Source organism: Magnetospira thiophila (genome assembly GCF_054657015.1).
Map to the genome: position 1 here is coordinate 448,959 of NZ_BAAHXF010000001.1, position 24,870 is coordinate 473,828.

Annotated in this window: 24 protein-coding genes and 1 other RNA gene; 17 read left to right on the top strand and 8 right to left on the bottom strand. The window is 64.2% G+C overall.

The genetic code is table 11. From position 1 onward, the window contains the following. The first annotated feature begins 94 nt into the window (after window positions 1-94). Complete coding sequence (locus ACYQ1P_RS02090) at window positions 95-1,474, top strand: AsmA family protein (RefSeq protein ID WP_460020119.1); 1,380 nt, start codon at window positions 95-97, stop codon at window positions 1,472-1,474. Here ACYQ1P_RS02090 and ACYQ1P_RS02095 read toward each other — a convergent pair. From ACYQ1P_RS02095 to ssrA, 8 genes are all read right to left on the bottom strand, one after another. Further along, window positions 1,467-1,673 carry a ribbon-helix-helix domain-containing protein gene (locus ACYQ1P_RS02095; RefSeq protein ID WP_460018724.1) on the bottom strand — a complete coding sequence of 69 codons (207 nt, stop codon included), beginning with the start codon at window positions 1,671-1,673 and terminating at the stop codon, window positions 1,467-1,469. The two genes, ACYQ1P_RS02090 and ACYQ1P_RS02095, sit on opposite strands and share 8 nt — an antisense overlap. A gap of 18 nt (window positions 1,674-1,691) precedes the next feature. Continuing rightward, window positions 1,692-2,033: a TfoX/Sxy family protein gene (locus tag ACYQ1P_RS02100; RefSeq protein ID WP_460018725.1), complete on the bottom strand. Its 342-nt coding sequence runs from the start codon at window positions 2,031-2,033 to the stop codon at window positions 1,692-1,694. A 3-nt stretch (window positions 2,034-2,036) separates the two neighbouring features. Further along, window positions 2,037-2,678 carry an alpha/beta family hydrolase gene (locus ACYQ1P_RS02105; protein ID WP_460018726.1) on the bottom strand — a complete coding sequence of 214 codons (642 nt, stop codon included), beginning with the start codon at window positions 2,676-2,678 and terminating at the stop codon, window positions 2,037-2,039. Window positions 2,679-2,732: 54 nt separating this feature from the next. Next, complete coding sequence (locus tag ACYQ1P_RS02110) at window positions 2,733-3,035, bottom strand: type II toxin-antitoxin system RelE/ParE family toxin (protein ID WP_460018727.1); 303 nt, start codon at window positions 3,033-3,035, stop codon at window positions 2,733-2,735. Continuing rightward, window positions 3,035-3,313, bottom strand: a complete 279-nt coding sequence (locus tag ACYQ1P_RS02115; RefSeq protein WP_460018728.1) for a type II toxin-antitoxin system ParD family antitoxin — start codon at window positions 3,311-3,313, stop codon at window positions 3,035-3,037. The genes ACYQ1P_RS02110 and ACYQ1P_RS02115 overlap by 1 nt, the downstream gene beginning before the upstream one ends. A 33-nt stretch (window positions 3,314-3,346) precedes the next feature. Next, window positions 3,347-4,963 (bottom strand): fumarate hydratase, encoded by a 1,617-nt coding sequence (locus ACYQ1P_RS02120; protein WP_460018729.1) that lies wholly within the window; start codon window positions 4,961-4,963, stop codon window positions 3,347-3,349. Window positions 4,964-5,193: 230 nt separating this feature from the next. Further along, window positions 5,194-5,709 carry an SspB family protein gene (locus tag ACYQ1P_RS02125; RefSeq protein ID WP_460018730.1) on the bottom strand — a complete coding sequence of 172 codons (516 nt, stop codon included), beginning with the start codon at window positions 5,707-5,709 and terminating at the stop codon, window positions 5,194-5,196. Between the two features lie 66 nt (window positions 5,710-5,775). Continuing rightward, window positions 5,776-6,111: a transfer-messenger RNA gene (gene ssrA / locus ACYQ1P_RS02130) on the bottom strand. 339 nt (window positions 6,112-6,450) lie between these two features. On the opposite strand from ssrA, the gene ACYQ1P_RS02135 reads away from it, so the two are divergent. The 16 genes from ACYQ1P_RS02135 (at window position 6,451) to ftsZ (ending at window position 24,805) form a co-directional block, all read left to right on the top strand. After that, the gene (locus tag ACYQ1P_RS02135) at window positions 6,451-6,924 is read left to right on the top strand and encodes a division/cell wall cluster transcriptional repressor MraZ (RefSeq protein ID WP_460018731.1); all 474 of its coding nucleotides are present in this window, start codon (window positions 6,451-6,453) and stop codon (window positions 6,922-6,924) included. Next, window positions 6,921-7,895, top strand: coding sequence for a 16S rRNA (cytosine(1402)-N(4))-methyltransferase RsmH (gene rsmH, locus ACYQ1P_RS02140; protein WP_460018732.1), 975 nt, complete (start codon window positions 6,921-6,923; stop codon window positions 7,893-7,895). The genes ACYQ1P_RS02135 and rsmH overlap by 4 nt, the downstream gene beginning before the upstream one ends. A 13-nt stretch (window positions 7,896-7,908) precedes the next feature. Next, window positions 7,909-8,370 carry a cell division protein FtsL gene (gene ftsL / locus ACYQ1P_RS02145; RefSeq protein WP_460018733.1) on the top strand — a complete coding sequence of 154 codons (462 nt, stop codon included), beginning with the start codon at window positions 7,909-7,911 and terminating at the stop codon, window positions 8,368-8,370. Next, the gene (locus tag ACYQ1P_RS02150; RefSeq protein WP_460018734.1) at window positions 8,367-10,085 is read left to right on the top strand and encodes a peptidoglycan D,D-transpeptidase FtsI family protein; all 1,719 of its coding nucleotides are present in this window, start codon (window positions 8,367-8,369) and stop codon (window positions 10,083-10,085) included. Before ftsL ends, ACYQ1P_RS02150 begins: the two co-directional genes overlap by 4 nt. After that, window positions 10,072-11,541, top strand: coding sequence for a UDP-N-acetylmuramoyl-L-alanyl-D-glutamate--2,6-diaminopimelate ligase (locus tag ACYQ1P_RS02155; RefSeq protein WP_460018735.1), 1,470 nt, complete (start codon window positions 10,072-10,074; stop codon window positions 11,539-11,541). Before ACYQ1P_RS02150 ends, ACYQ1P_RS02155 begins: the two co-directional genes overlap by 14 nt. Continuing rightward, window positions 11,538-12,968 (top strand): UDP-N-acetylmuramoylalanyl-D-glutamyl-2,6-diaminopimelate--D-alanyl-D-alanine ligase, encoded by a 1,431-nt coding sequence (locus ACYQ1P_RS02160; protein WP_460018736.1) that lies wholly within the window; start codon window positions 11,538-11,540, stop codon window positions 12,966-12,968. Before ACYQ1P_RS02155 ends, ACYQ1P_RS02160 begins: the two co-directional genes overlap by 4 nt. Window positions 12,969-12,977: 9 nt before the next feature. Further along, complete coding sequence (gene mraY / locus ACYQ1P_RS02165; RefSeq protein WP_460018737.1) at window positions 12,978-14,066, top strand: phospho-N-acetylmuramoyl-pentapeptide-transferase; 1,089 nt, start codon at window positions 12,978-12,980, stop codon at window positions 14,064-14,066. Between the two features lie 10 nt (window positions 14,067-14,076). After that, entirely contained in the window at window positions 14,077-15,462 is a 1,386-nt protein-coding gene (gene murD / locus ACYQ1P_RS02170; protein ID WP_460018738.1) for a UDP-N-acetylmuramoyl-L-alanine--D-glutamate ligase, read from the top strand. Then, window positions 15,459-16,580, top strand: a complete 1,122-nt coding sequence (locus tag ACYQ1P_RS02175) for an FtsW/RodA/SpoVE family cell cycle protein (protein WP_460018739.1) — start codon at window positions 15,459-15,461, stop codon at window positions 16,578-16,580. Before murD ends, ACYQ1P_RS02175 begins: the two co-directional genes overlap by 4 nt. Next, a complete protein-coding gene (gene murG, locus ACYQ1P_RS02180) occupies window positions 16,577-17,728 on the top strand; it encodes an undecaprenyldiphospho-muramoylpentapeptide beta-N-acetylglucosaminyltransferase (RefSeq protein ID WP_460018740.1) in 1,152 nt (383 codons plus the stop codon). Before ACYQ1P_RS02175 ends, murG begins: the two co-directional genes overlap by 4 nt. Next, a complete protein-coding gene (gene murC, locus ACYQ1P_RS02185) occupies window positions 17,725-19,158 on the top strand; it encodes a UDP-N-acetylmuramate--L-alanine ligase (RefSeq protein ID WP_460018741.1) in 1,434 nt (477 codons plus the stop codon). The genes murG and murC overlap by 4 nt, the downstream gene beginning before the upstream one ends. Then, window positions 19,155-20,099: a UDP-N-acetylmuramate dehydrogenase gene (gene murB / locus ACYQ1P_RS02190; protein WP_460018742.1), complete on the top strand. Its 945-nt coding sequence runs from the start codon at window positions 19,155-19,157 to the stop codon at window positions 20,097-20,099. The genes murC and murB overlap by 4 nt, the downstream gene beginning before the upstream one ends. Continuing rightward, window positions 20,096-21,007: a D-alanine--D-alanine ligase gene (locus ACYQ1P_RS02195; RefSeq protein WP_460018743.1), complete on the top strand. Its 912-nt coding sequence runs from the start codon at window positions 20,096-20,098 to the stop codon at window positions 21,005-21,007. Before murB ends, ACYQ1P_RS02195 begins: the two co-directional genes overlap by 4 nt. After that, on the top strand, window positions 21,004-21,885 hold the full coding sequence (locus tag ACYQ1P_RS02200) for a cell division protein FtsQ/DivIB (RefSeq protein WP_460018744.1): 882 nt from the start codon (window positions 21,004-21,006) through the stop codon (window positions 21,883-21,885). The genes ACYQ1P_RS02195 and ACYQ1P_RS02200 overlap by 4 nt, the downstream gene beginning before the upstream one ends. Window positions 21,886-21,911: 26 nt before the next feature. Next, a complete protein-coding gene (gene ftsA / locus ACYQ1P_RS02205; protein ID WP_460018745.1) occupies window positions 21,912-23,186 on the top strand; it encodes a cell division protein FtsA in 1,275 nt (424 codons plus the stop codon). A gap of 71 nt (window positions 23,187-23,257) precedes the next feature. Next, window positions 23,258-24,805 (top strand): cell division protein FtsZ, encoded by a 1,548-nt coding sequence (gene ftsZ, locus ACYQ1P_RS02210; RefSeq protein ID WP_460018746.1) that lies wholly within the window; start codon window positions 23,258-23,260, stop codon window positions 24,803-24,805. The last annotated feature ends 65 nt before the right edge of the window (window positions 24,806-24,870 follow it).

The following is a 24,870-nucleotide window of genomic DNA, read 5'->3' on the forward strand; positions in this document are numbered from 1 at the left end:
CACCCTCAAGACCGCCGGCAAGGTGACCCTGCTATCGCTGACCCCCGGATACGAGGGGGATTTGTCCTTTGCCCATGCCAATCTGACCGACCTGATGGATCGGCTGAACCTGGGCTATCGCCCCGGCGGCAAAGTCGGTGCCATCGACCTGAAAACCAAGCTCAAGGCGACCGCCCAGGCGATTTCCCTCGACGCCCTGACCCTGAAGGCTGGCGAGGCGGCAATTGATGGTCAGGCCACGGTGCTATTGAACGGCCCGCGCCCGAAAGTGGCGAGCAAACTGACCATTGGGCATCTGCTGCTCGATCCCTTCCTGCCCGCCGAAGGGCGCAAGGGAGCTTCGCTCACCGGTCGAGCCCGTTTTGCCGAACTGGCTCCCCGGACGACCCCGGTGGCGGCCAAGGGCACCGCCCCCTGGTCCACTGAGCCGCTGGATCTGGGCGCGCTGGGATTGCTTGACGCGGATCTGGATTTGACCGCCCAATCGCTGACCTTTCAGAACTACCGCCTGGATGCGGCAGAACTGGCGGCGACCCTGGCCGGGGGCAAGCTCGATACGCAAAAGCTGGCCGGACGCCTGTTCGGTGGCGCTTTGAACGGGCGGCTGGCGGCCGATGTGACCGGCCCGCAGCCCAAGATGGGGCTCGATCTCACGGTGACCGGGCTGGATATCGCCAAGGCGCTGATTGCCGCCCAAGGCGAAGCCAAGGGGTCCGGACGGGTCGATCTGAATACCGCCCTGACCACCTCCGGCGGGTCGGTGGCGGCGCTGATCCAGGGACTCAACGGCGACGGCAAGCTGGCACTGACCGGCATCGACTCCAAAGAAGGCGCGGAAGTGGATCTGCCGTTGATCGGCGCCATCCTCAAGCTGGCCCGGACGCTCGATGGCGGCCTGGGCGGACTGACCGGGGCGCTGGGCGGCAACGATAAGAAGGGGCTGCTGGATGCCGGGGGGGCCTTCACCGTTTCCAATGGTGTTTTGTCCATGCCAGCCCTGCGGTTGCTGACCACCGCCTATCAGGGTGACGCCAACCTGAACTTGGACCTGCCTGCCTATACCATGGCCGCCAACGGCACCTTGAGCCTGAACCAGAATCTGGTCGGCGCGCTGCTGTCGCAGATCAAGGAAGTGCCCAAGTCCATCCCGTTTTCGGTCAGCGGTCCGCTCGACAATCCGACCAATGTGAAGGTCGATACCGGCAGTCTACCGGGCGGCAAGCTGACCCTGCCCGGCAAACTGGGCAAGGGCAAAACCGGCGATCTGCTGCAACAGATACTGCCGGGGATTTTGGGCGGCGGCGCGGCCCCACCGAGCCCCTCCGCCCCGTCTCCGGCACCAACTCCGGCCCCCTCCGGCGACGGCAGCCTGCCGCCTCCGCCGCCACCACCACCTTCATCCGGTGGTCAAAGCGGCAGCAGTGGCAACAAGACCCAGGATCTGTTGCGCAATATTTTGGGGAATATCAAATAAGGCCTTGCAGGTTTTTCAGCACGAAGACCCGCAATTCGCTCGACAGATTGCCGACCCGCCCCTCGTCCACCTCGGAGACCAACTCGTTGAGGCTGAGACGTCGGGCCTTGGCGATTTTCTTCAACTCCTCCCAGAACTCTTCTTCCAAAGAGATGCTGGTGGAGTGACCCGCGATATTGACTGATCGTTTTTCCAACATGGACCTATGCGCCTCCCCTTACTTTTTTTTCGGTTTTGATCCGCGCCGCGAAGCCTCCCAGGCTCGCTGCGCCCAGACCCCCAGAGCCTCCGAATCCTCCATCACATCGGGCGGCACCTCCCAGTAGGACATGGGAAAGGGCTTGTCTGCAAAAGGAACAAACGGCCCCATGCCCGCCCGTTCAAAATCCGGCCGGTTGCCGTCATCGGCTTTGAAGTACAGCACATCGTCGGCCACCAGACCGAAAATGGTCCCGTCTAAATAAAGACCCGCGCCGCCAAACATGCGCCGGGCGGTCACCTCTCCCAACGGTGAGAGCAGATCCTGCACATGTTCGAGATAATCGGCGGAAACGGACATGGCTCACAATCCCCCCATGAAAGCGGCCACCTGCTCGATGGCCTGTTGCCAGTTCTGCATTTCCGTGTACCCAGAGGCTTTGCGCGGTTTGAAGCCATGGTCGCCGTCCGCCAGGAAATGGGTCTGCACCGCAGGCGGCAGGCCATAGCTCTCGATCTCGGCCCGAGTGCCCATGCTGTCGCGCTCGCCCTGACAGATCAGGGCCGGTGTGCTCAAGGTCAGCATATGATCAAGGCGGTTAGGGCCGATGGGCCGCCCGGGACCATGGAACGGATAGCCGAGACAAACCAACCCGCGCACCGGCTTATGTTCCGCCTCCAGGTCCGCCGCCAGCAGACTGGCCATGCGCCCGCCCATGGATTTGCCGCCGATCACCAGCCGCCCCGGTCCGCCCAGCGACTCGATGACTTGCCGCCAGGTTTCCAGCAATATCGGCGCCCGATCCGGTGGGCGCTTGCTCCCGCCAGTGCGCCGCAACGCCATGTAGGGAAATTCGAAGCGCACCACCCGCAGTCCCAGCCCCCCCAATCCCTCGGCAAAGGCGACCATGAACGGCGAATCCATCGGCGCCCCGGCCCCATGGGCCAGCACCAGAAGCGGGCCGTCGTCGGGGCCGCTGGTCAACAAAGGGATTGAATGCACCATCACACCCTCATTCTCGAACGGATGGAGACCGAATGAACCTCAATTTCCTCGATTCTATGGCTCAGATAGGACTTTCGGCAAGTCCCGCGCCATGTGGAGCACCCGCAGCACCAGCGGGGACCGGACGTCGGCGTCATAGACCAGGACATAGGGGAATCCGCTCAATACCAAGAAACGAACAGGGAGATGAGTGAGGGTGGGTTTGGCAGTGCCACTGTCGGGGTAGTCCCCCAAGCGCCGGATCGCGCGTTCCACCGTATCGCGCAGTTCCCTTGCCGCTCCTGGATTGTCCTGCGCGATCCAACGGAGGACCATGAGCAGGTCACGTCGCGCCCTCGGGGACAGGCGGGCAGGCATCAAAGGTTGGCCCGCTCGATGATCCTGTCCATTTCCGCGAGCACATCGTCGATGTCATGGGTTCCCTCCCGCGCCGCCTCCTCACGGACCGCCTCCAGCATGGCATCGAACGAACGTCGGCTTTCCTCGCTATCCTGGAGCAGCCGGAGGCCCGCTCGCACCACCTCGCTGACGCTGTTGTAGCGTCCACCCTCGACGCAGGATCGAGCAAAGGATTCCAGCTCGGTTGTCAGATGCACATTGGTCGCCACGGCAGCCTCCATGTCAATGATTGACATATGGTGGATCAACCCTCAACGGGGCGCAAGGGCTTAAATCCCGAATTCCTTGAAGAAGTCGTTGCCCTTGTCATCGACCACGATGAAAGCCGGGAAGTCTTCGACCTCGATTTTCCAGATGGCTTCCATGCCCAGTTCCGGATACTCGACGCATTCCATTTTCTTGATGCAATCCTGGGCCAGTCGCGCCGCCGGGCCGCCGATGGAGCCCAGATAAAAGCCGCCGTGTTTCTGGCAGGCCTCGGTCACCGCCTTGGAGCGGTTGCCCTTGGCCAGCATGACCATGGAGCCGCCGTGGGACTGAAACAGATCCACATAGGCGTCCATGCGCCCGGCGGTGGTCGGACCGAAGGAGCCGGAGGCGTATCCGTCTGGAGTCTTGGCCGGTCCGGCGTAATAGACAGCGTTTTCCTTGAAGTAGTCGGGCAGCCCCTGGCCGGCATCGAGCCGCTCCTTGAGCTTGGCATGGGCGATGTCGCGGGCGACGATCAGAGTACCGCTGAGGCTGAGCCGGGTCTTCACCGGATGGCCGCTGAGCTGTGCCCGGACCTGATCCATGGGCCGGTTCAGATCAACCTTCACCACCTTGCCCTGCAAATCGGCGGTGCCGACCTCGGGCAGATAATGGGCCGGATCCTGCTCCAGAGCCTCCAGGAACACCCCCTCGGCAGTGATCTTGGCCTTGATCTGGCGGTCGGCGGAACAAGACACGCCGATCCCCACCGGGCAGGACGCCCCATGACGCGGCAAGCGGATGACCCGCACGTCGTGGCAGAAATACTTGCCGCCGAACTGCGCCCCGATGCCCATGTCACGGGTCATTTGCAGGATTTTGTCTTCCCATTCCAAATCCCGGAAGGCCTGACCGTATTCATTGCCCACCGTCGGCAGGCCGTCCAGATAACGGGTACTGGCCATTTTGACGGTTTTCAGGTTGGCTTCCGCCGAAGTGCCGCCGATGACCACCGCCAGATGATAGGGTGGGCAGGCGGCGGTACCCAGGGTGCGGATTTTCTCGTCGAGGAATTTGAACAAGCTGTCCGGATTGAGCAGCGCCTTGGTCTGCTGGAACAAAAAGGTCTTGTTGGCCGAGCCGCCGCCTTTGGCCATGAACTGAAACTTGTAGGCCGCGCCGTCGGTGGCGTAGAGGTCGATCTGGGCTGGCAGATTATCGCCGGTATTCCTCTCGGTGAACATATCCAGCGGGGCGACTTGAGAATAGCGCAGATTGGTTTCCAAATAAGTCCGTGCCACGCCACGGGCCAGCGCCGCTTGATCGTTGCCCTCGGTCCAGACCTGTTGCCCCTTCTTGCCCATGATGATGGCGGTGCCAGTATCCTGGCACATGGGCAGCACCCCCCCGGCGGAAATGTTGGCGTTTTTCAACAGATCCAGGGCGACGAAGCGGTCGTTGGGCGAGGCTTCCAGGTCATCGAGGATACGCCGTAACTGCGCCAGATGGCCGGGCCGCAGCAAGTGCGCGCAATCAATCATCGCCTGGGCCGCCAACTCGGTCAGCACATGGGACTGAATCCGCAGGATCGTCTGACCGTCGAAGGTGGTGGTGGATATGCCGTCGGTGGTCAACAAGCGATAGGGCGTGTCGTCCTCGCCTAAGGGAAACATTTCGTAGCGATCGGATGTGCTCATGGGGGACCTCCTGTGGCGGCAACAAACAGGACCGCTGCTCCCACCCTTCGACAAGCTCAGGGTGAGGTCAACGGATAACCAAAAAACACCTCATACTGAGGGCAACCTCTCCCACCCTTCGACAAGCTCAGGGTGAGGTCAACGGATAACCAAAAAACACCTCATACTGAGCCTGTCGAAGTATGAGCCTGTCGAAGTATGAGCCTGTCGAAGTATGGGGCGTTCGAGGCTTATTTCTTGCGGAAGGTGTCCAGCGCCACCACGTTGTCGCCCCCGGCTTCCGAGGCACTGCCCTTGTCCGGGCGCGACTCGTCCAGATCCTCGGCGGACTCGAACGGCAGATCCTCGTCATCGCCGTTGGCCAGGGTCTCGGACAGGTCCTCGCCGTCCAGATCAACCCGCAACTGCAATCCGAACTTCACCGACGGGTCAGCGAAGGCGACGATGGCCGGAAAGGGAATGCGCAACCGCTCCACCTTGCCATTAAAGGTCAGCGACAGGGCAAACACGTCGTCGCTCAAATCCAGGTCCCAGAACCGGTTTTGCAGGACAATGGTTATCTCGTCGGGATACTGGGCGCGCAGATAACCGGGCAGTTCAACGCCGGGAAAGCTGGTCTGAAAGGTGATGTAGAAATGATGCTCGCCGGGCAATCCATGCTGGGCGGTATGTTCAAGAGCCCGCCGCACCACGTGACGCAACGCTTCCTCAATCCATCGGTCGTAACGGAGGGGGTCCGCTTCCATCAGCCTGGGTCATCCTTGTCGCCGCGATTCGGAAAGGATTATGGCACGGGGTGCCGTCAGAAATAAAGTGGGAGGCTTCTGTTGCCAGGTGCCTCCCGAACCCCGTTGTTACAGCCTATTAAGCGGCAACAGCAAATGCCTCGTTATCGTTGGCATTTCTCAAAGTGGCCCGATAACGGTGGGTACCATGCCGGACGAAAGCAAAAGTCTTTACTACGCGCGTCGATCCTATTTCGCCCCCAGGAACTCCCCCCGGGCAGACAACCTGCCGCGGCGGGAGAATTGGTGGAGGCGCCGGGTACCGCCCCCGGGTCCGCAACGCTTATTCCACTAAGCGTTTATCGTCATAGTCGGTTGCCCGACCCTTTCAATATAGGCCCATTTGCCCGCCGGGCCAAGGGGCGGATGACAGGACATCGCGGCAAGTCCAGGAAGCCCGCTCTTTGAGGCTTGCCTCGGATTGATCATGGGAAAGTCATGGAATGGCCCCGAATCTCCGGCAAATTTTGTTTCCGGCACAACATATATTTCAATAATTCCTTAAGACCTCGAAATATAGATTTATGAAAGAACATAACGCCACATGTGAAACCAAGACAAACCATAGCTTCCCATTGACTCCCATGTACCCCCATGTTATCCCGGAATAGCTCAATCTGAGACTGGGCGGAGTCTCGGAATGTCGCGGGGGGGATATCCCGGACCTTGGGCAATGGGACATTGGGCGAGAGGATGGGCACCATGACGCCGTTGATCGGTCGTCACATCAATAAGATAGATGCCAAGGGCCGGGTCTCCGTGCCCAAGCCTTTCCGCGCCGCCTTCGCCGATCAGTCCTTCCCCGGAATCTATGTCTATCCCCGCTTCCAGGAACCGGCGCTCGAAGCCTGCGGGGCCGATTACATGGTCCGCCTGTCGGAAAGCCTGGAAGATCCGGACGCCCTGACCGACGAACAGCGTCTGGTCGCCGCCGCCATCCTGGATTATGTGCATCCCCTGGCCTTCGACCCGGAAGGCCGGGTGGTTCTGCCGCAGGAATTGCTCGATCATGCCCACCTGAGCGCCCAGGCGGTGTTTGTCGGCAAGGGCGAGCGGTTCTTGATCTGGGAGCCCGAGGCCTACGAGTCGCACCGCAAGGCGAGCTTCGCCCACGCCTCCAAACATAATGTCACCATGGCCCTCGGTCGCCTCGGCAAACCCGGAGGCGGCGCATGACCTCGACTCCGCAAGATGCGCCCCATATCCCCGTCCTCCTGGAAGAGGTGATTACCGGCCTGAATCCGCGTGACGGCGCCACCTATGTGGATGGAACCTTCGGCGCTGGCGGCTATAGCCGCGCCCTGCTCGACGGAGCCCGCTGCCGGGTCTATGGCATCGACCGCGATCCCAGCGCCATCGCCCGAGGTCAGGACATGGCCCGTGCCTATGAGGGTCGCCTGACCCTGGTTCCCGGCTGTTTCGGCGATATGGCCCAATTGATGGACGACCTGGGTGTTTGCCAAGTGGACGGGGTGGCCCTGGATCTCGGCGTGTCATCCATGCAGATCGACACCCCGGAACGCGGCTTTTCCTTCCGCTTCGACGCCCCGCTGGACATGCGCATGGGCAATGACGGCCCGACCGCCGCCGATCTGGTCAACCAATGGCCGGAGAGCGACCTGGCCGATGTCATTTATCAATACGGCGAGGAGCGCGCCGCCCGTCGAATCGCCCGGGCCATCTGCCAGGATCGCACGGAGACGCCGTTCACCCGCACCCGGCAGTTGGCCGATCTGGTCAAACGGCTGGTCGGGCGGCCCAATGACAAGATTCATCCCGCCACCCGCACCTTCCAGGCGCTGCGCATCGCGGTGAACGACGAGATGGGCCAATTGAACCGGGGACTGGACGGGGCGGAGCGCCTTCTCGCCCCCGGCGGACGCCTCGCCGTGGTGTCCTTCCATTCCCTCGAAGACCGGGCGGTCAAACAGTTTCTCAAGCCGCGTTGCGGCGAGCAAAGCCACCCGTCGCGCCATCTGCCTGCAGGCACCGATTCCCAGACGGCACCGTCGTTCCGCTTGCTCAAGCGTGGGGCGATCAAGCCCGGCGCAGAGGAGGCGGCGCACAATCCCCGGTCCCGCTCGGCCCGACTGCGACTGGCCGAACGCACCGCCGCCCCAGTCTGGCCGACCCGGGCCGCGGCATGAGGAGGAGTGATCCATGACCCGCACACTGACCGTCTTAGGAATCGTCCTCGCCATGGCGTTGAGCCTGGGCCTGTTCCAGCTCAAATACGAGGTGCAGGCCCTGGTGGACCGGCGCGACGGACTGGAACGCCAGATCCAGACCGACCGCGAGGCCGTCCATGTGCTCAAGGCCGAATGGAGTCACCTCAACAACCCGACCCGCTTGCGCGACCTGGCGGCCCGTCACCTCACCCTTGATCCGCTGCAAACCACCCAGATGGCGGGCTGGAACAGCTTGCCCGACCGGGAAGTGGTGGAAGCGGCGCTGGCAGAGGAAGACCTGCCCGTAGCCAAGGTCGTTCCCGCGCCACGTCCCATAGAGGTGCCGGAACGCCCCCGCGCCCTGCCGGTCAAAGTGGTGGTCGAGGATTCCCTGGACTGGTTGAGCGCCACCCAGGCGGCCATTGCCTCGGCCAAACAGGGAGAGAACAGATGAGCGACTGGCGTCACCGGATTTCCAACGGTCTGGCGGGCAGCGCCGCCCTGGAGCGCGACGTGCGTCGCAAATCGGCCCTGCACATCGGACGCAGCCGCCTGATAGTCACCGGCACCCTGTTCGCCATCGCCTTTTTGGTGGTCGCCGGGCGACTGGCACAGTTAACCCTGTCCGAGGACGCTGGAGAATCCCTGGCCCAGCATCACCCGGTCAGTTCCAGTTCAGCGACGACCACCGGACGTTCGGCGATCATCGACCGCAACGGCGTGGTGCTGGCCAGCAGCCTGCCCACTGCCTCGCTCTATGCCGATGCACGCAAGATTCTTGATCCCCATGTGGCGGCCCTGCAACTGGCAAAGGTTCTGCCCAGTGCCAATTGGCGCAAGTTGGAGGAGCAACTGACCTCCCGCCGGGCCTTCGTCTGGCTGCATCGCAATCTGACCCCGAAACAGCAGAACGACGTCAACCGGCTGGGCATTCCCGGTGTATTCTTCCAGCGTGCCGAACGGCGGGTCTATCCGCTCGGGTCGCTGGCCGCCCATGTGCTGGGCATGACCGATATCGACGGGCGCGGCATCGCCGGAGTGGAACGCTATTTCGATGAAGTGCTGCGCACCGGCGAGGAACCGCTGCAATTGTCCATCGACATCCGGGTGCAGTCCATGCTCACTGATTCGTTGACCCGGGCGATGACCGAGTTCAAGGCCATCGGCGCCGCCGGAGTAGTCATGGACGTGCGCTCCGGCGAACTCCTGGCCATGGTCTCGCTGCCCGATTTCGACCCCAACGATCCCATGGAAAGTTCCGAAGAGGCGCGCTTCAACCGGGTGACCAAGGGCGTCTACGAGATGGGCTCGACCTTCAAGCTGTTCACCGCCGCCATGGCACTGGACAACGGCACGGTGAAAATGACCAGCGGCTATGACGCCTCGGAGCCGATCCGCGTCGCCCGCTTCACCATCCGCGATTTTCATGCCCAGAACCGCTGGCTGTCGATCCCCGAGATTCTTGTTTATTCGTCCAACATCGGGGCCGCCAAGATGGCCCTCGACGTGGGCACTACCACCCAGCAGGATTATCTGGGTCGCTTAGGCCTGCTCGAAACCCCATTCCTCGAATTGCCCGAGGTGGCTGCCCCGTTGACGCCGCAGACTTGGCGCGACATCAATACCATGACCATTTCCTACGGCCACGGCATTGCCGTTTCGCCGCTGCAACTGGCTTCCGGCGTTTCCGCCCTGGTCAACGGCGGCGAGATCCATCCGGCAACCCTGATGAAAGCCATCGGCGACCCCAGCCTGACCGGCAAGCGGGTGATATCCGAGAAAACCTCCCGCCAATTGCGGCAACTGATGCGCATGGTGGTGGAACAGGGCACCGGTCGCAACGCCGATGTACCGGGCTATCTGGTGGGCGGCAAAACCGGCACGGCGGAAAAGCAGATGGGCAAGAAATATGATCGCAATGCCCGCCTGGCCTCGTTCGTCGGGGCCTTTCCGCTGGACGATCCGCGCTTCGTCATCCTGGCCATGGTCGACGAGCCGCAGGGCCTGAAGCGCACTTTCGGCTATGCCACCGGCGGCTGGGTCGCGGCACCTGTGGTGTCGGAAATGGTGCGCAATCTGGCCACCCTCTACAGCATCCCGCCCAATCAGGAGCTGTTGCGCGTGGCCGAAGAAAAACCCGGCGAGGGCCACCGCCTTGCGTCTTATTGATCTGATCGAAGGGAACGTCAAAGAAGTGACTGCCACGGCACGGGATTACGGAATGGAGATCACCGGGCTGACCTGCGATTCACGCAGGGTCGCGCCGGGCTTTCTGTTTGCCGCCCTGCCCGGCGGCAAGCACGACGGGCGGGCCTTTATTTCCGAGGCCTTGCGTCGCGGCGCTTCGGCGGTGTTGGCCCCTCCAGGCACCGTTCTCGACGCCCCTAACGGGGACATCGCGTTGCTCACCGATGATAACCCTCGCCGCCGCTATGCCTTGCTGGCGGCGGGTTTGCATCCCCGGCAACCGGACCGCATCGCCGCCGTCACCGGCACCAACGGCAAGACCTCGGTGGCCCATTTCGCGCGCCAGATCTGGACCCGGCTGGGGCATCGCGCGGCCAGCCTGGGCACGCTCGGTGTCGAAGCCCCGGGCCTGCATCTGGACGGCGGCCTGACCACCCCCGACCCCGCCGATCTACATGCCCTTCTGCATCAACTGGCGGACCTTGATGTGGACCGTCTGGCCCTCGAAGCCTCCAGTCACGGGCTCGACCAGTACCGGCTGGACGGCGTGCGTCTGACCGCCGCCGCCTTCACCAACCTGAGCCGCGACCATCTGGATTATCACGGCGACGAACAGGTCTATCTGGCGGCCAAGATGCGGTTGTTCTGCGACCTCCTGCCCCCGCAAGGCTGGGCGGTCCTGAATGCCGACATCCCGCAGTTCGAGGCGCTGCAAGAGCTGTGCAGCCGACGTCGTCACAAGATCCTGACCTATGGCCGGTGCGCCGTGGATTTGCGTCTGATCGACGCCCGGGCCACCGCCGAAGGTCAGATTCTGAAGCTGGATATTCTGGGGACATCTTTTGAAACCCTGCTCCCCCTGGCCGGGGATTTTCAGGTTTCCAATGCCCTGTGCGCCTTGGGGCTGGTAATTGCCGACGGGGCGCATCCGCGGCTGGCCACAGAGGCTTTGGCCTTTCTGCAAGGGGTCCCCGGACGCCTGCAACGGGTGGCGGCGACGGCGCAGGGCGCGCCGGTGTTCGTTGACTATGCCCATACCCCCGACGCCCTGGAAACGGTTCTTGCGGCCCTGCGCCCCCACGCGACGGGTCGACTGTTCGTCGTCTTTGGCTGCGGCGGTGACCGGGACCAGGGCAAGCGGCCTCTGATGGGGGCCATCGCCGAACGGCTCGCCGATCGGGTCATTGTCACCGACGACAATCCGCGCAGTGAGGTTCCGGCGACCATCCGGGCAGAAATTCTGGCCGCCTGCCCCAAGGCACTCGAGGTCGGCGACCGCGCTGCGGCCATCGCCCAGGCCCTGGCGGAACTGGGCACGGGCGACCTGCTGCTGATCGCCGGGAAGGGCCATGAACAGGGCCAGATCATCGGCAAGGACGTGCTGCCCTTCGACGATTCAAATGTCGTGCGCCGTCTGCTCGGGGAGGGTCATTCATGAGCATCGCCCCTCTCTGGACCGCCGCCGAAGCGGCACAAGCCACCGGCGGCGTGAGTGTCACGCCCTGGGTCGCCCATGGCGTTTCCATCGACAGCCGCAGTATCGCTCCGGGAGATTTGTTCATCGCCCTGAGCGGCCCGAATTTCGACGGTCATGCCTATGTGGCCGACGCCCTGGCCCGAGGCGCTGCCGCCGCCGTGGTGTCGCGCCGTCCCGACAACGTTGCTGAGGACGCGCCGCTGCTGAACGTCGGCGATACCTTCGACGCCCTGTACGACCTGGGACGCTTTGCCCGCGACCGGGCGACGGCAAAAATCATCGCGGTGACCGGCAGTGTCGGCAAGACCGGGCTGAAAGAGGCGCTGGCCCTGGTGCTTTCCCGGCAGAGCCTCACCTCGGCCAGTCTGGCCAGCCTCAACAATCATTGGGGGGTGCCGCTGACCCTTGCCCGCCTGCCCCGCGACGCCGCCTTCGGGGTGGTGGAAATGGGCATGAACCATGCCGGGGAGTTGATTCCGCTGACCCGCCTGGCGCGCCCCCATGTGGCAATCATCACCACCATTGAACAGGTCCATAGCGCCCATTTCGACAGCCTCGAAGCCATTGCCGACGCCAAAGCGGAGATCTTCGCCGGTCTGGAGCCGGGCGGCGTCATCCTGCTCAATGGGGACAACAGCCAATATGCCCGCCTGCACGCCGCCGCCGAGAAGGCCCCCGCTGCTCGGATCGTCTCTTTCGGCAGCACCCGGGACAGCGCCGCGCGCCTGCTCGCCATGGACCCGGAAGGCGAAGGATGGCGCGTGCAGGCCAACCTTGATGGGCGGATGCTGAATTACAAAATGCCGCTCTCCGGACGCCATTGGGGGCTGACCTCGGTGGCCCTGCTGGCTGCCGTACAGGCGCTTGGGGCCGATCCTCTGGCTGCCGCCGCCGCCCTCGCCGACCTGCAAGCCCCCAAGGGTCGCGGACAGGGACATGATATTGAACTGCCCGATGGCGTCTTGCGGGTCATCGACGAAAGTTACAATGCCTCGCCGGTGTCCATGGGCGCTGCCATCGAGGTGCTCGGACGTTTGGAACCGGGCCAGGATGGGCGCCGCATCGCGGTTTTGGGCGATATGCTGGAATTGGGGACATCATCCAAGACCATGCATGGGAACTTGATCACCCCGCTGACAGAGGCGCGGGTCGATTTGGTGTTCACCGCCGGGCCGGAAATGGAAAACCTGTGGCACCGGTTGCCCGCCGCCCAACGGGGCGGACACGCGGCCACCGCCCGCGATCTGGTCCCCCTGGTCCAGGCAGCGGTACGGGGCGGCGATGTGGTGATGATCAAGGGGTCCCGGGGCAGTCGCACCGACTTGGTGGTCAACGCCCTCAGCACCATGAACGACGGCCCGCGCCACCGCGCCGCCAACGGGGATTGAGGAACAACCATGCTATATAATCTCCTCTATCCCCTGGCCGAATACCTGCCGATCCTGAATATTTTCAAGTACTTGACCTTCCGTGCCGGGGCCGCCGTGTTGACGGCGCTGCTGGTCAGCTTCGTCCTCGGACCGGCCATCATCCGCATGTTGCGCAATCGCCAGAGTAACGGCCAGCCAATCCGCGAAGACGGCCCAGAGAGTCATTTGCTGACCAAGCGCGGCACGCCGACCATGGGCGGCTTCATGATTTTGCTGGCCCTGGCCATCGCCACCCTGCTGTGGGCCGATTTGTCCAACGGCTATGTCTGGGCGGTGCTCGGGGTGACCCTCGGCTACGGCACCATCGGTTTTCTCGACGATTACCTGAAGGTCACCAAGAAACACCATGGCGGCCTGTCCGGACGCCTGAAACTGCTGTTGCAGGTTGCCATCGGTGGCGCGGCGGCCCTATGGATTTCGCGCATTCTGCCCGATCCTTTGTCGACCACCCTCGCGGTGCCGTTTTTCAAGGATTTGCTGCTTCAGTTGAGTTGGTTTTTCGTGCCCATGGCGATATTCGTCATGGTCGGGGCCTCCAACGCGGTCAATCTGACCGATGGGCTGGACGGGCTGGCGGTGGGACCGGTGCTGATCGCCGGAGCGGTGTTCGCGCTGATCGCCTATCTGGTCGGACATCAGGGCTTCGCCAGCTATCTGCACCTGCATCCGGTGCCTGGGGCGGGCGAACTGGCGGTGTTCGGCGGCGCGCTGATCGGGGCCTGTTTGGGATTCCTGTGGTTCAACGCCCCGCCCGCCGCCGTTTTCATGGGTGATACCGGCTCGCTGGCCCTTGGTGGCGCGCTGGGCTCCATGAGCGTGGTCACCAAGCATGAACTGGTATTGGCCATTACCGGCGGACTGTTCGTTCTTGAAACTGTCTCGGTCATCGTCCAGGTGGCCTCGTTCAAGATGACCGGCAAGCGGGTGTTCCGCATGGCCCCGCTGCATCATCACTTCGAAAAGAAGGGCTGGGCCGAACCGACCATCGTCATCCGGTTTTGGATCATCGCCATCATCCTCGCCCTGGTCGGGCTCTCGACCCTGAAGCTGCGGTGAGGGCGTCCTGATGATCCCAGTGACAGCATATGTATCTCAGACAGTGGCGGTCCTCGGCTTGGGCCGCTCCGGTCTGTCTGCCGCCCGCGCCCTGCGCGCCGGGGGGGCAACGGTGCTGGCCTGGGACGATCAAGCGGCGGCGCGGGACAAGCTGTCCGCCGAGGGCCTTGCCCCGGTCGCCCCGGAACTGTGGTCCTGGGACAGCATCGCCGCCCTGGTGCTCAGTCCCGGCATTCCCCATACCCATCCGGCCCCGCATCCGCTGGCTGCTGCCGCCCGTGCCGCCGGGGTGCCGATCATCGGCGACGTGGAACTGCTGTTCAAGACCTGCCCGGAAGCCACCTTCGTCGGCATCACCGGCACCAACGGCAAATCCACCACCACCGCCCTGGTCGGCCACATTCTCGAACTGGCCCGCCGTCCGTTGCAGGTGGGCGGCAATCTGGGCACGCCGGTGCTTGATCTGGCCCCGCTCGGAGCCGACGGAATCTATGTGCTGGAAATGTCGTCCTATCAGTTGGAATTGACTCCTTCGGCGCGCTTCGACGTGGCGGTGATGCTCAACATTTCGCCCGACCATCTGGACCGGCACGGCGGCCTGGACGGCTATATCGCCGCCAAGACCCGCATCTTCGACCATCAACCGGACAACGGGGTGGCAATTGTCGGCATTGATGATCCGCATAGCGCCAATATGCTGGATCAATTACGTTTATCGGGCCAGCCGCGCCGCCTGATTCCGATTTCCGGGACCAGCGTGCTGGAAAAGGGCGTCTCCGCCCCCGACGGGCAGTTGACCGACGCCACAGAAGGTGTCGCGTTGCGCCTTCGGGACCTGCGCGCCGTGCCCACCCTGCCGGGCAGCCACAACGGCCAGAACGCCGCCGCCGCCTGTGCCGTGGCCCGGGCTCTGGGGATTGCACCCTATCAGGTCAGCGCCGGAATCGGCACCTATCCCGGTCTGCCGCACCGCATGGAAACCGTTGCCACGTTGCATGGGGTGGCCTACGTCAACGACAGCAAGGCGACCAACCCGGAGGCCGCCGCGCGCGCCCTGGCCAGCTATGACTCCATCTATTGGATCGCCGGGGGACGGCCCAAGGACGGCCCGTTGGACGTCTTGTTCCCTTATCTGTCCCATGTCCGTCATGCCTATCTGATCGGCGAGGCGGCCGACCGATTCGCCGCTGAATTGGCGGGCCGGGTGCCCGTCACCCAATCCGGCGATTTGGCCCAGGCCCTGCGCGTGGCCCATGCCCAGACCCTGAGCAACGGGACCGGCCACGCGGTGGTGCTGTTGTCGCCCGCCTGTGCCTCATTCGATCAATTCGCCAATTTCGAGGCGCGGGGCGATGCCTTCCGTCGGCTGGTCCAGACACTGGGAGATCCCACATGAGCACCTTTTCCCGCACCGATACGAGCCTGTTCGGGCGCTGGTGGTGGACCGTCGACCGCTGGTCCCTGGTCGCCTTGGCTGTCCTGGTGGTTTCCGGACTGGTGCTGGCCATGGCGGCGACGCCCTCGGTGGCGGCGCGCATCGGCCTTGATCCCTTCCATTTCACCCACCGGCAGTTCGTCTTTTTGCCGTTATCCTTTCTCGTCGTGTTGGCGGTGTCCATGCTCGGGTCGCGAGGCGTCCGCCGATTGGCCCTGGGCATGCTGATTGTCGCCGTGGGCATGCTGGTGCTGACTCTGATGATCGGCACCGAGGTCAAGGGGGCGGTGCGCTGGCTGTCCCTCGGCGGCCTGTCGGTGCAGGCCTCGGAATTTGTCAAACCGGCCTTCGCGGTGATTTCCGGATGGTTGTTCGCCGAATGGCGCAATAATGGCGACCTGCCCGGTCACTGGGTCGCCAGCGCGCTGTTTCTGCTGATTGCCGCCCTTTTGGTGATGCAGCCCGACGTCGGCCAGACCATCGTACTGTCGGCCATCTGGGCGGTGCAGTTCTTCCTCGCCGGGTTGCCGCTGATCATCGTCGCCGGACTCGGGGTGATGTTCCTGATGGGAGCCGTCGGGGCCTACTTCACCTTTGACCATGTGCGACTGCGCATCGACCGTTTTCTCGACCCGGATGCCGAGGGCTATCAGATCGCCCGCGCCACCGAAGCCTTTCTCAAGGGAGGCCTGTTCGGGCGCGGCCCTGGCGAGGGGCGGGTCAAAGAGGTGCTCCCCGATGCCCATGCGGATTTCGTTTTTGCCGTGGTCGGCGAGGAATTCGGTCTGATCGTCTGCCTGCTGCTGGTCGCCCTGTTCGCCTTCATCGTGCTGCGCGGGTTCGCCCGGGTGCTGGCCGACAATGACCTGTTCGCCCTGCTGGCGGTTGCCGGTCTGCTCACCCAGTTCGGCTTGCAGGCGCTGATCAACATGGCCTCCACCCTCAGCCTGATGCCGCCCAAGGGCATGACCCTGCCGTTCCTGTCCTATGGCGGATCGTCGGTGATGGCGCTGGCCCTCGGAGTCGGCATGGTGTTGGCCCTGACCCGCAAAAGCAACGGACGGGGAGACTCCGCATGACGGATTCCGCGCCTTCCCCGTTGATCGTGCTGGCCGCCGGAGGCACCGGCGGACACGTGTTTCCGGCCGAGGCTCTGGCCGAGGAACTGCTGTCCCGGGGGCGTCGTCTGGCCTTGATCACCGACCGGCGCGGCACCGCCTATGGAGGTAGGCTGGGGCAACTGGAGACCTATCGCATTCGCGCTGGCGCTTTGGCCGGACGCGGGCTATTCGGCAAGTTGCGCGGCGCGCTGGAATTGGCCATCGGCATCCTACAGGCGCGCCGCCTGCTGGCACGGTTGCGACCGGCGGTGGTGGTCGGATTCGGCGGCTATGCGGCGGTGCCGACCGTGCTCGCCGCCACCTCTAGCGGCCGCCGGACCATCCTGCATGAACAGAACGCCGTGCTGGGCCGGGCCAACCGGCTATTGGCGACGCGGGTGGACCGCATTGCCACGTCGTTCAGCCATCAGGAAGGCCTGCCCGCCAAGGTCAGCGCCGAAATCGTCCATACCGGCTTGCCGGTGCGCCCGAAGATCCTGGCCCAACGGGACGTGCCCTATCTGGTGCCGTCCGACGATGGCCCGTTTCGGCTGCTGATCCTCGGCGGCAGTCAGGGGGCGCATGTGTTCAGCCAGGTGCTGCCCGCCGCCGCCGCCTTGTTGCCGGACGAACTGCGACAGCGGCTGGAGATTACCCAGCAATGCCGTCCAGAGGATCTGGAGCAGGTGCGCGCCGCCTATGCGGCCAGCGATGTGAGCGCCACCTTGGCGCCGTTCTTCGACGATGTGCCGGAGCGGCTGGCCCGCTGCCATCTGCTGATTGCCCGGGCCGGGGCATCGACCATTGCCGAAATGACCTGTGTCGGTCGCCCGGCCCTGCTGGTGCCCTATCCCCATGCCACTGACGACCACCAGACCCGCAACGCCCATGCGGTGGATGAAGTGGGCGGCGGCTGGCTGATGCCGCAACCGTCGTTCACTCCCGAGGCCCTGGCGGCCCGTCTGATGGCGTTGGCCGAACAGCCCGAAACCCTGCGCCAGACCGCCGCCTGCGCCCGTGCCGTGGGCCGTCCCGCAGCGGCGGCTGGGCTGGCTGATTTAGTCGACGCGGTGATGACCCATAAACCCAACGGCGGTTCCCGCCCTATCGGAAGGATGGCCGCATGAGAGCCTTGCCCCTGAGCATCGGAACCCTGCATTTCGTCGGTATCGGCGGCATCGGCATGAGCGGCATCGCCGAGATCCTGCATAACCTGGGCTACAAGGTTCAGGGCAGTGATCTGAGCGAAAACGCCAATGTGCTGCGGCTGCGCGGCCTCGGAATCACCGTGTTCATCGGTCACCGGTCGGAGAACGTGGAAGCGGCCCATGTGGTGGTCATTTCCTCCGCCGTCAAGCCCGACAATTCGGAAGTGCAGGAAGCCCGCAAGCGGCTGCTGCCGGTGGTCCGCCGGGCCGAGATGCTGGGCGAGCTGATGCGCCTGAAATGGTCCATCGCGGTGGCCGGCACCCATGGCAAGACCACCACCACCTCGCTGGTCGCCTCGGTGCTCGACGCCGCCGGGCTCGACCCGACGGTGATCAACGGCGGCATCATCAATGCCTGGGGCACCAATGCGCGGTTGGGGGATGGCGAATGGCTGGTCGCCGAGGCCGACGAATCCGACGGCACCTTCCTCAAGCTTCCGGCGACCATCGCCATCGTCACCAACATCGACCCGGAACATCTGGACCACTACGGCACGTTCGACAAGCTGCGCCAGGCCTTCACCACCTTTGTCGAAAACATCCCGTTTTACGGTTTTGCCGCTTTGTGCATCGACCACCCGGAAGTGCAGGCGCTGATTCCCCGGGTCTCGGACCGCCGCATCATCACCTACGGCTTCAGCCCACAGGCCGATGTACGGGCCACCGATCTGGAAGCCAGCATGGACGGCACCCGTTTCAATGTCACCCTCACCGACCGCCTCAGCGGCGAGTCCCGGGTGATGGAAAACATGCAACTGCCCATGTTCGGCGAGCATAACGTCCAGAACGCCCTGGCCACCATCGCCCTGGCCAGCGAGATGAAGGTACCCGACCCGGTGTTGCGCAAGGCTCTGGCCGCGTTCGAGGGGGTCAAGCGGCGGTTCACCAAGACCGGCGAAGTGGACGGCATTACCGTGATCGACGATTACGCCCATCATCCGGTGGAGATTGGGGCGGTTCTGAAGGCCGCCCGCTCGGCCTGCCGGGGCAAGGTCATCGCCGTGGTGCAGCCGCATCGCTATTCCCGCCTGCGCGACCTGTTCGAGGAATTCTGCACCTGCTTCAACGACGCCGACGCGGTGCTGGTGGCCGACGTCTATCCGGCGGGCGAGGCTCCCATCCAGGGCATCAACCGCAACCGTCTGGTGGCCGGGCTGCGCGAGCACGGGCACCGGCTGGTGATGCCCATGAACCGCCCCGAGGACCTGCCGGAAATCATCAACGATCTGGCCCGACCGGAAGATCTGGTGGTCTGTCTGGGGGCGGGCAACATTACCCAGTGGGCGCAGGATCTGCCCGCCACCCTGTCCCGGCTGCGCTATGGCGACAAGCAGGAGGGCGCGTCATGATGGTCGCCCCCGTCATGCTTCCTCTGATCGACCGCCTGCCTCCGGTGCGGGGGCGCTATAGCGTCGAAGCAGATCTGGCGCACCTGACCTGGTTCAAGGTCGGCGGCCCGGCGGAGGTCCTGTATCGCCCGGCTGACGCCGACGATTTGGCCGACTTTTTGGCCGGTCGCCCAAAGGACGTGCCGCTGACCTTCATCGGGGCCGGGTCAAACCTGCTGGTCCGCGACGGCGGCGTGCCGGGGGTGGTGATCCGCCTCGGACGCGGGTTTACCGACATGAGAATCGAGGGACAGGATGTAATTGCCGGGGGCGGGGCCCTGGATATGAATATCGCCCTGGCGGCCCAGTCGGAAAACCTGAGCGGGCTGGAATTTCTGTCTGGCATTCCCGGCACCCTGGGCGGGGCCTTGCGCATGAATGCCGGAGCCTACGGCCGCGAAATCAAGGACGTGCTGGTCTCCTGCCGCGCCCTGGACGGGTCCGGGAATTGGCATGAGGCGCACCCTGAAGACCTGGCTTTCGGCTATCGCCACTGCGGCGCGCCCGAGGACTGGTTGTTCGTCGAGGCGCGGCTGCGCGGCAATCCTGGTGATGCGGCGGCCATCGCCGCACGCATGGCCGAGATCAAGCAGACCCGCACCGACAGCCAACCCACCGGCTCACGCACCGGCGGCAGCACCTTCGCCAATCCGCCCGAGGGCAGGGCCTGGGAATGGATCGACCGGGCCGGATGCCGTGGCCTGCGGCGCGGCGGCGCGATGGTCTCCGAACAGCATTGCAATTTCCTCATCAATACCGGCTCCGCCAGCGCCGCCGACCTGGAAGGTCTGGGCGAGGAGGTTCGTCGGCGGGTTTACGAAACCAGTGGTGTGTCCCTGCATTGGGAAATCCGGCGCATCGGCGTGCCCGAGCGTTCCCCCCTTCATGAGGTGACGTCATGAGCGAGAACAGACATGTGGCTGTGCTGATGGGCGGCTGGTCGGCGGAACGGGAGGTCTCGCTGGTCAGCGGAGCCGCCGTCACCCGCGCCCTGCAAAAGGCCGGATATCAGGCCACCCCGATCGACGTGCAGCGGGACATGGGCTCCTGGCTGACCCGCCTGTTTCCGCGTCCGGTGGCGGTGTTCAACGCTCTGCACGGACGGTTCGGCGAGGATGGCTGCGTGCAGGGCCTGCTCGATATCCTGGCCATTCCCTACACCCATTCAGGACTGCTGGCCTCGGCTCTGGCCATGGACAAGCCCATGTCCAAGCGGCTGTTCGCCGCCGCCGGAATCCGCGTCGCGACAGACAAGATGGTGACCTATGCGGAGCTTCAGGCCGGAGATCCGCTGCCCCGTCCCTATGTGATCAAACCGGCCAACGAGGGCTCCAGCGTCGGCGTCCATATGGTGCGTGAACAGGACAACGAAAGGCCGTTCGAGCACGAATCCTGGCCCTATGGCGAGAAGGTCATGGCCGAGGCCTATCTGCCCGGCCGCGAACTGACCGTCGCGGTGATGGGCGACCGCGCCCTCGGGGTGACCGAGATCATGACCGAGCGCGAATTCTATGATTACGACGCCAAGTACGCCAAGGGCGGCTCGCGCCACGTGATCCCGGCCGACATTGATCCGGCAGTAGCCGAAGAAGTCATGCGGCTTGCCGTGCTGGCCCATGACACCCTGGGCTGTCGCGGCGTCTCGCGGGCCGACTTCCGTTTCGACGGCACCAACCTGACCATTCTCGAAGTCAATACCCAACCCGGCATGACCCCCACCTCGCTGGTTCCGGAACAGGCGGCCCATGCGGGCATTTCCTTTCCCGAACTGGTGCGCTGGATGGTCGAACATGCGGAGTACGACGGATGACGAAACGCAAATCGACGGCCACTGCGGCCCCCAAAGGCGCCCAGGACATGACCGCCACCCGCAGCGGCGCGCCGCGCCCCCGAGTCACCCCCTGGTGGCGCAAGCGCGGCACCCGGCTGGGACTGGTCGGCGTTGTTCTCGGCGGCATGGCGCTCGGCACCTGGTGGACCTGGCATCAGGGCTGGGGCCCGCGACTGCTCGAACAGGCCCGCTGGCAGGCCATCTCCTGGTCCGCCGACATCGGCCTGCGCATTGGCGAAGTGCTGGTCGAGGGTCGGCGGGAAACCAGCCGGGCCGACCTGCTGGCGGCGCTGCGGGTGGATCGGGACGCGCCGATCCTGACCTTCGATCCCAAGGCGGCGCGGGATCGGGTCGAGGCCCTGCCCTGGGTCCGCACGGCGGTGGTCGAACGGCTGCTGCCCGACACGGTTTTGTTGCGCATCGAGGAACGCTCGCCGCTGGCCCTGTGGCAGAAGGAAGGCAGCTTCACCATAATCGACGATTCCGGCGAAGAGATTCCCGGCGCCACCGCCGAACAGTTCGCCGATCTGGTGGTGGTGGTCGGCGAGGACGCCCCGGCCCATACCGCCGGACTGCTGGAAATCCTGGGCTCGGAGCCGAGTTTGATGGAGCGGGTACAGGCGGCGGTGCGGGTCGGCGGACGGCGCTGGAATCTGCGCCTGGACAATGGCATCGACGTACAACTGCCCGAGGAAAGTCCGTCGCGCGCCTGGTCGCGACTGGCCAATTACGAAAAGACCCATCAAGTGCTGGATCGCGACATCAAGGCGGTCGACCTGCGCCTGCCCGACCGGCTGGTGGTCAAGCGCGGCCACCCGGCCAAGCCCCAACCGCGCCGCAAGGGCCGCTCCACCTGATTTATTGATTTTGAGGAATGGCAGTGATGCAACAGAAACCCGGCAAGAGCAAAACCCGAAACGGCCTGATCGCCGCCCTCGACGTGGGGACCTGCAAGGTGGCCTGCCTGATTGCCCGGGCGGCCGTCGACGCGGAGGGCCAGCCGCAGGTAGTGGGGATCGGGCATCAACTGTCGCGCGGCGTCAAGGCGGGCAGCATCATCGACATGGACGCCGCCGAAAACGCCATTCGCGCCACCGTCTCAGCGGCGGAGAAAATGGTCGGTGAAAACATCGACTCGGTGGTCGCTTCGCTGGGCGGCACCAGTCTGGACTCGCGGCTGGTGGCGCACGAGATTTCCATCGCCGGTCATGAAATCGACGACAATGATTTGCGTCGCATCATTGATCCGGCCCGCCTACAGGGCGATACCCCCGTCGAACAGCAACTGATTCACGCCCTGCCCGTCGGCTACAGCATCGACGGCAACCGTGGCATCCGCGATCCGCGCGGCATGTACGGTCAGCGGCTGGGAGTCAATCTGCATCTGGTGCGGGCCGGCAGCGGCCCCTTGCGCAATCTGGTGACCTGTGTCGCCGGCAGTCATCTGGATGTCAGTTCCACCGTCGTCGCGCCCTATGCCGCCGGTCTGTCGACCCTGGTCAACGACGAGCGCGAACTGGGGGCCACGGTGGTCGATATGGGGGGCGGGACGACCAACATCTCGGTCTTCTTCGATGGCGAAATGGTGTTCACCGCCAGTCTGCCGGTGGGCGGTGGCCATGTGACCAACGATATCGCGCGCGGTCTGTCCACCTCGCTCAGCGAGGCCGAGCGGGCCAAGGTGCTGCACGGCTGCGCCATCGCCTCCCCGGCTGACGAGCATGATTCCTTAAGCGTGCCGCTGATCGGCGAAGAAGAAGACGGCGGCGACCTGCATCAGGTGTCGCGGGCCGAATTGAACACCATCATCCGGCCGCGTCTGGAAGAAACCCTCGAACTGGTGCGCGGCACCCTGGAAAGCGCCGGATTCGACCGGGTCGGCGGACGGCGTCTGGTGCTCACCGGGGGCGCGTCGCAGCTCCCCGGGCTGCGCGATCTGGCGGCGCTCATTCTCGACAAACAGGTGCGCATCGGGCGTCCGACCCGCATCAAGGGGCTGGCCGATGCGGTCGCCGGTCCGGCGTTCGCGGTCAGCGCCGGTCTGCTGCACCACGCCTTTTCCAACGACAATCTGGCGGAGATTCTCAGTCTCCGCCCGCTGCGCGAACCCACCAGCACCCTCGGACGGGTCGGACGATGGCTGCGGGAGAATTTTTGATATTGAGCCTCCCTGAAGGGAATTTTTAACAATTTTAGCCAAACATGCAGTTGAGCGGATGGAGTAGAGCAATGACAATCAATCTGAGCATTCCCGAGGACACTGGTGCCCCCGATCTGAAACCCCGTATCACGGTGATCGGCGTCGGCGGCGCGGGCGGTAACGCCGTCAACAACATGATCCAGGCGCATCTGGAAGGGGTCGACTTCGTGGTCGCCAATACCGATGCCCAGGCCCTGGCCCACGCCCGAACGGATCGGCGCATCCAGTTGGGCATGGAATTCACCAAGGGTCTCGGGGCCGGGTCCCGTCCCGACGTGGGTCGTCAGGCCGCCGAAGAGTCCATGAAGGACATCCTGGAGCATATCAAAGACTGCAACATGGTGTTCATCACCGCAGGCATGGGTGGCGGCACCGGCACCGGAGCCGCGCCGGTCATCGCCAAGGCAGCTCGTGAACAGGGCATCCTGACCGTCGGCGTGGTCACCAAGCCGTTCAGCTTTGAAGGCCGCAACCGTATGCGATTGGCCGAGATGGGCATTGAGGAACTGCAAAAGCAGGTCGATACCCTGATCATCATTCCCAATCAGAACCTGTTCCGCATCGCCAACGAGAAAACCACCTTCGCCGACGCCTTCAAGATGGCCGACGACGTGCTGCATCAGGGCGTGCGCGGAGTCACCGACCTGATGGTCATGCCCGGCCTGATCAATCTCGACTTCGCCGACATCCAGTCGGTGATGAGCGAAATGGGCAAGGCGATGATGGGCACCGGCGAGGCCGAGGGCGAAAAGCGCGCCATCGAGGCCGCCGAAGCCGCCATTTCCAATCCGCTGTTGGAAGATGCCTCGATCTCCGGCGCCCAGGGCGTATTGATCAGCATCACCGGCGGCATGGACATGACCCTGTTCGAGGTCGACGAGGCCGCCAACCTGATTCGCGATCAAGTGGATCAGGACGCCAACATCATCTTCGGCTCCACTTTCGACGAAAAACTAGAAGGCCGCCTGCGGGTTTCCGTGGTTGCCACCGGCATCGACGCTGAAGCCGTGGCCCGTCCTCGTCCGGCCCTGCACAGCACCAGCGTGGGCACGCCGCAACCGGCACAAACCCCGTCGATCGCCAGCCAGGAACCTGAGGTGAAGATTCAGGTCGAACCGATGGTCGCCACCCCCAGTGTGACGCCGAAAGCCGAGGCAACCGCCCAGGCGGCACCGGAGAAGGTGACCTTCATCCCGCCGCAACCGGCCCGCGCCCAAGCGGAACAGGCCCCGACGGCGGCTGATCCGTTCGCCCGCGCCGCCATCACTAACACGCCCAAGGCGGCGACTCCCGTCGAGCGGAAACAGCCCCGCAAACCGGCAGAACCGGAACGCAGCCCGAGTCTGTTCGAGCGAGTCACCGGGACCGGATGGGCCAGGTCAGAGCAAAAGGTCGCCACGCCCAAATCCTCCCTGTTCGGGCGGGCTTCGGCTGCTGACCAGGAACAGATTGAAATCAAACGGGAAATTGCCCGACAGCAGGCGGCCAGCCTGAATGCCGGGGATCGCCTGCCGGGGAGTACCTCGGAAGAAGACATGCTGGATATCCCGGCCTTCCTGCGGCGTCAGTCCAACTGAGGCTCCGTCTTGCCAAACCAATGGAAAGTCGAACGAATCCAGTAACATTTCGAAACAATGATTGA

Bases quoted from the DNA above. Each gene is read 5' to 3' on its own strand.
- ACYQ1P_RS02150 (WP_460018734.1), top strand. From the start codon at position 8,367: ATGAGCGACTGGCGTCACCGGATTTCCAACGGTCTGGCGGGCAGCGCC.
- ACYQ1P_RS02200 (WP_460018744.1), top strand. From the start codon at position 21,004: ATGACGAAACGCAAATCGACGGCCACTGCGGCCCCCAAAGGCGCCCAG.
- ACYQ1P_RS02135 (WP_460018731.1), top strand. From the start codon at position 6,451: ATGACGCCGTTGATCGGTCGTCACATCAATAAGATAGATGCCAAGGGC.
- murB (WP_460018742.1), top strand. From the start codon at position 19,155: ATGATGGTCGCCCCCGTCATGCTTCCTCTGATCGACCGCCTGCCTCCG.
- ACYQ1P_RS02120 (WP_460018729.1), bottom strand. From the start codon at position 4,963: ATGAGCACATCCGATCGCTACGAAATGTTTCCCTTAGGCGAGGACGAC.
- murD (WP_460018738.1), top strand. From the start codon at position 14,077: ATGATCCCAGTGACAGCATATGTATCTCAGACAGTGGCGGTCCTCGGC.
- ACYQ1P_RS02195 (WP_460018743.1), top strand. From the start codon at position 20,096: ATGAGCGAGAACAGACATGTGGCTGTGCTGATGGGCGGCTGGTCGGCG.
- ACYQ1P_RS02160 (WP_460018736.1), top strand. From the start codon at position 11,538: ATGAGCATCGCCCCTCTCTGGACCGCCGCCGAAGCGGCACAAGCCACC.
- ACYQ1P_RS02175 (WP_460018739.1), top strand. From the start codon at position 15,459: ATGAGCACCTTTTCCCGCACCGATACGAGCCTGTTCGGGCGCTGGTGG.
- ACYQ1P_RS02100 (WP_460018725.1), bottom strand. From the start codon at position 2,033: ATGTCCGTTTCCGCCGATTATCTCGAACATGTGCAGGATCTGCTCTCA.
- ACYQ1P_RS02105 (WP_460018726.1), bottom strand. From the start codon at position 2,678: ATGGTGCATTCAATCCCTTTGTTGACCAGCGGCCCCGACGACGGCCCG.
- ACYQ1P_RS02095 (WP_460018724.1), bottom strand. From the start codon at position 1,673: ATGTTGGAAAAACGATCAGTCAATATCGCGGGTCACTCCACCAGCATC.
- ftsA (WP_460018745.1), top strand. From the start codon at position 21,912: ATGCAACAGAAACCCGGCAAGAGCAAAACCCGAAACGGCCTGATCGCC.
- murC (WP_460018741.1), top strand. From the start codon at position 17,725: ATGAGAGCCTTGCCCCTGAGCATCGGAACCCTGCATTTCGTCGGTATC.
- ftsL (WP_460018733.1), top strand. From the start codon at position 7,909: ATGACCCGCACACTGACCGTCTTAGGAATCGTCCTCGCCATGGCGTTG.
- murG (WP_460018740.1), top strand. From the start codon at position 16,577: ATGACGGATTCCGCGCCTTCCCCGTTGATCGTGCTGGCCGCCGGAGGC.
- mraY (WP_460018737.1), top strand. From the start codon at position 12,978: ATGCTATATAATCTCCTCTATCCCCTGGCCGAATACCTGCCGATCCTG.
- ACYQ1P_RS02110 (WP_460018727.1), bottom strand. From the start codon at position 3,035: ATGCCTGCCCGCCTGTCCCCGAGGGCGCGACGTGACCTGCTCATGGTC.
- ACYQ1P_RS02125 (WP_460018730.1), bottom strand. From the start codon at position 5,709: ATGGAAGCGGACCCCCTCCGTTACGACCGATGGATTGAGGAAGCGTTG.
- ftsZ (WP_460018746.1), top strand. From the start codon at position 23,258: ATGACAATCAATCTGAGCATTCCCGAGGACACTGGTGCCCCCGATCTG.
- rsmH (WP_460018732.1), top strand. From the start codon at position 6,921: ATGACCTCGACTCCGCAAGATGCGCCCCATATCCCCGTCCTCCTGGAA.
- ACYQ1P_RS02115 (WP_460018728.1), bottom strand. From the start codon at position 3,313: ATGTCAATCATTGACATGGAGGCTGCCGTGGCGACCAATGTGCATCTG.
- ACYQ1P_RS02090 (WP_460020119.1), top strand. From the start codon at position 95: ATGGATCGGCTGAACCTGGGCTATCGCCCCGGCGGCAAAGTCGGTGCC.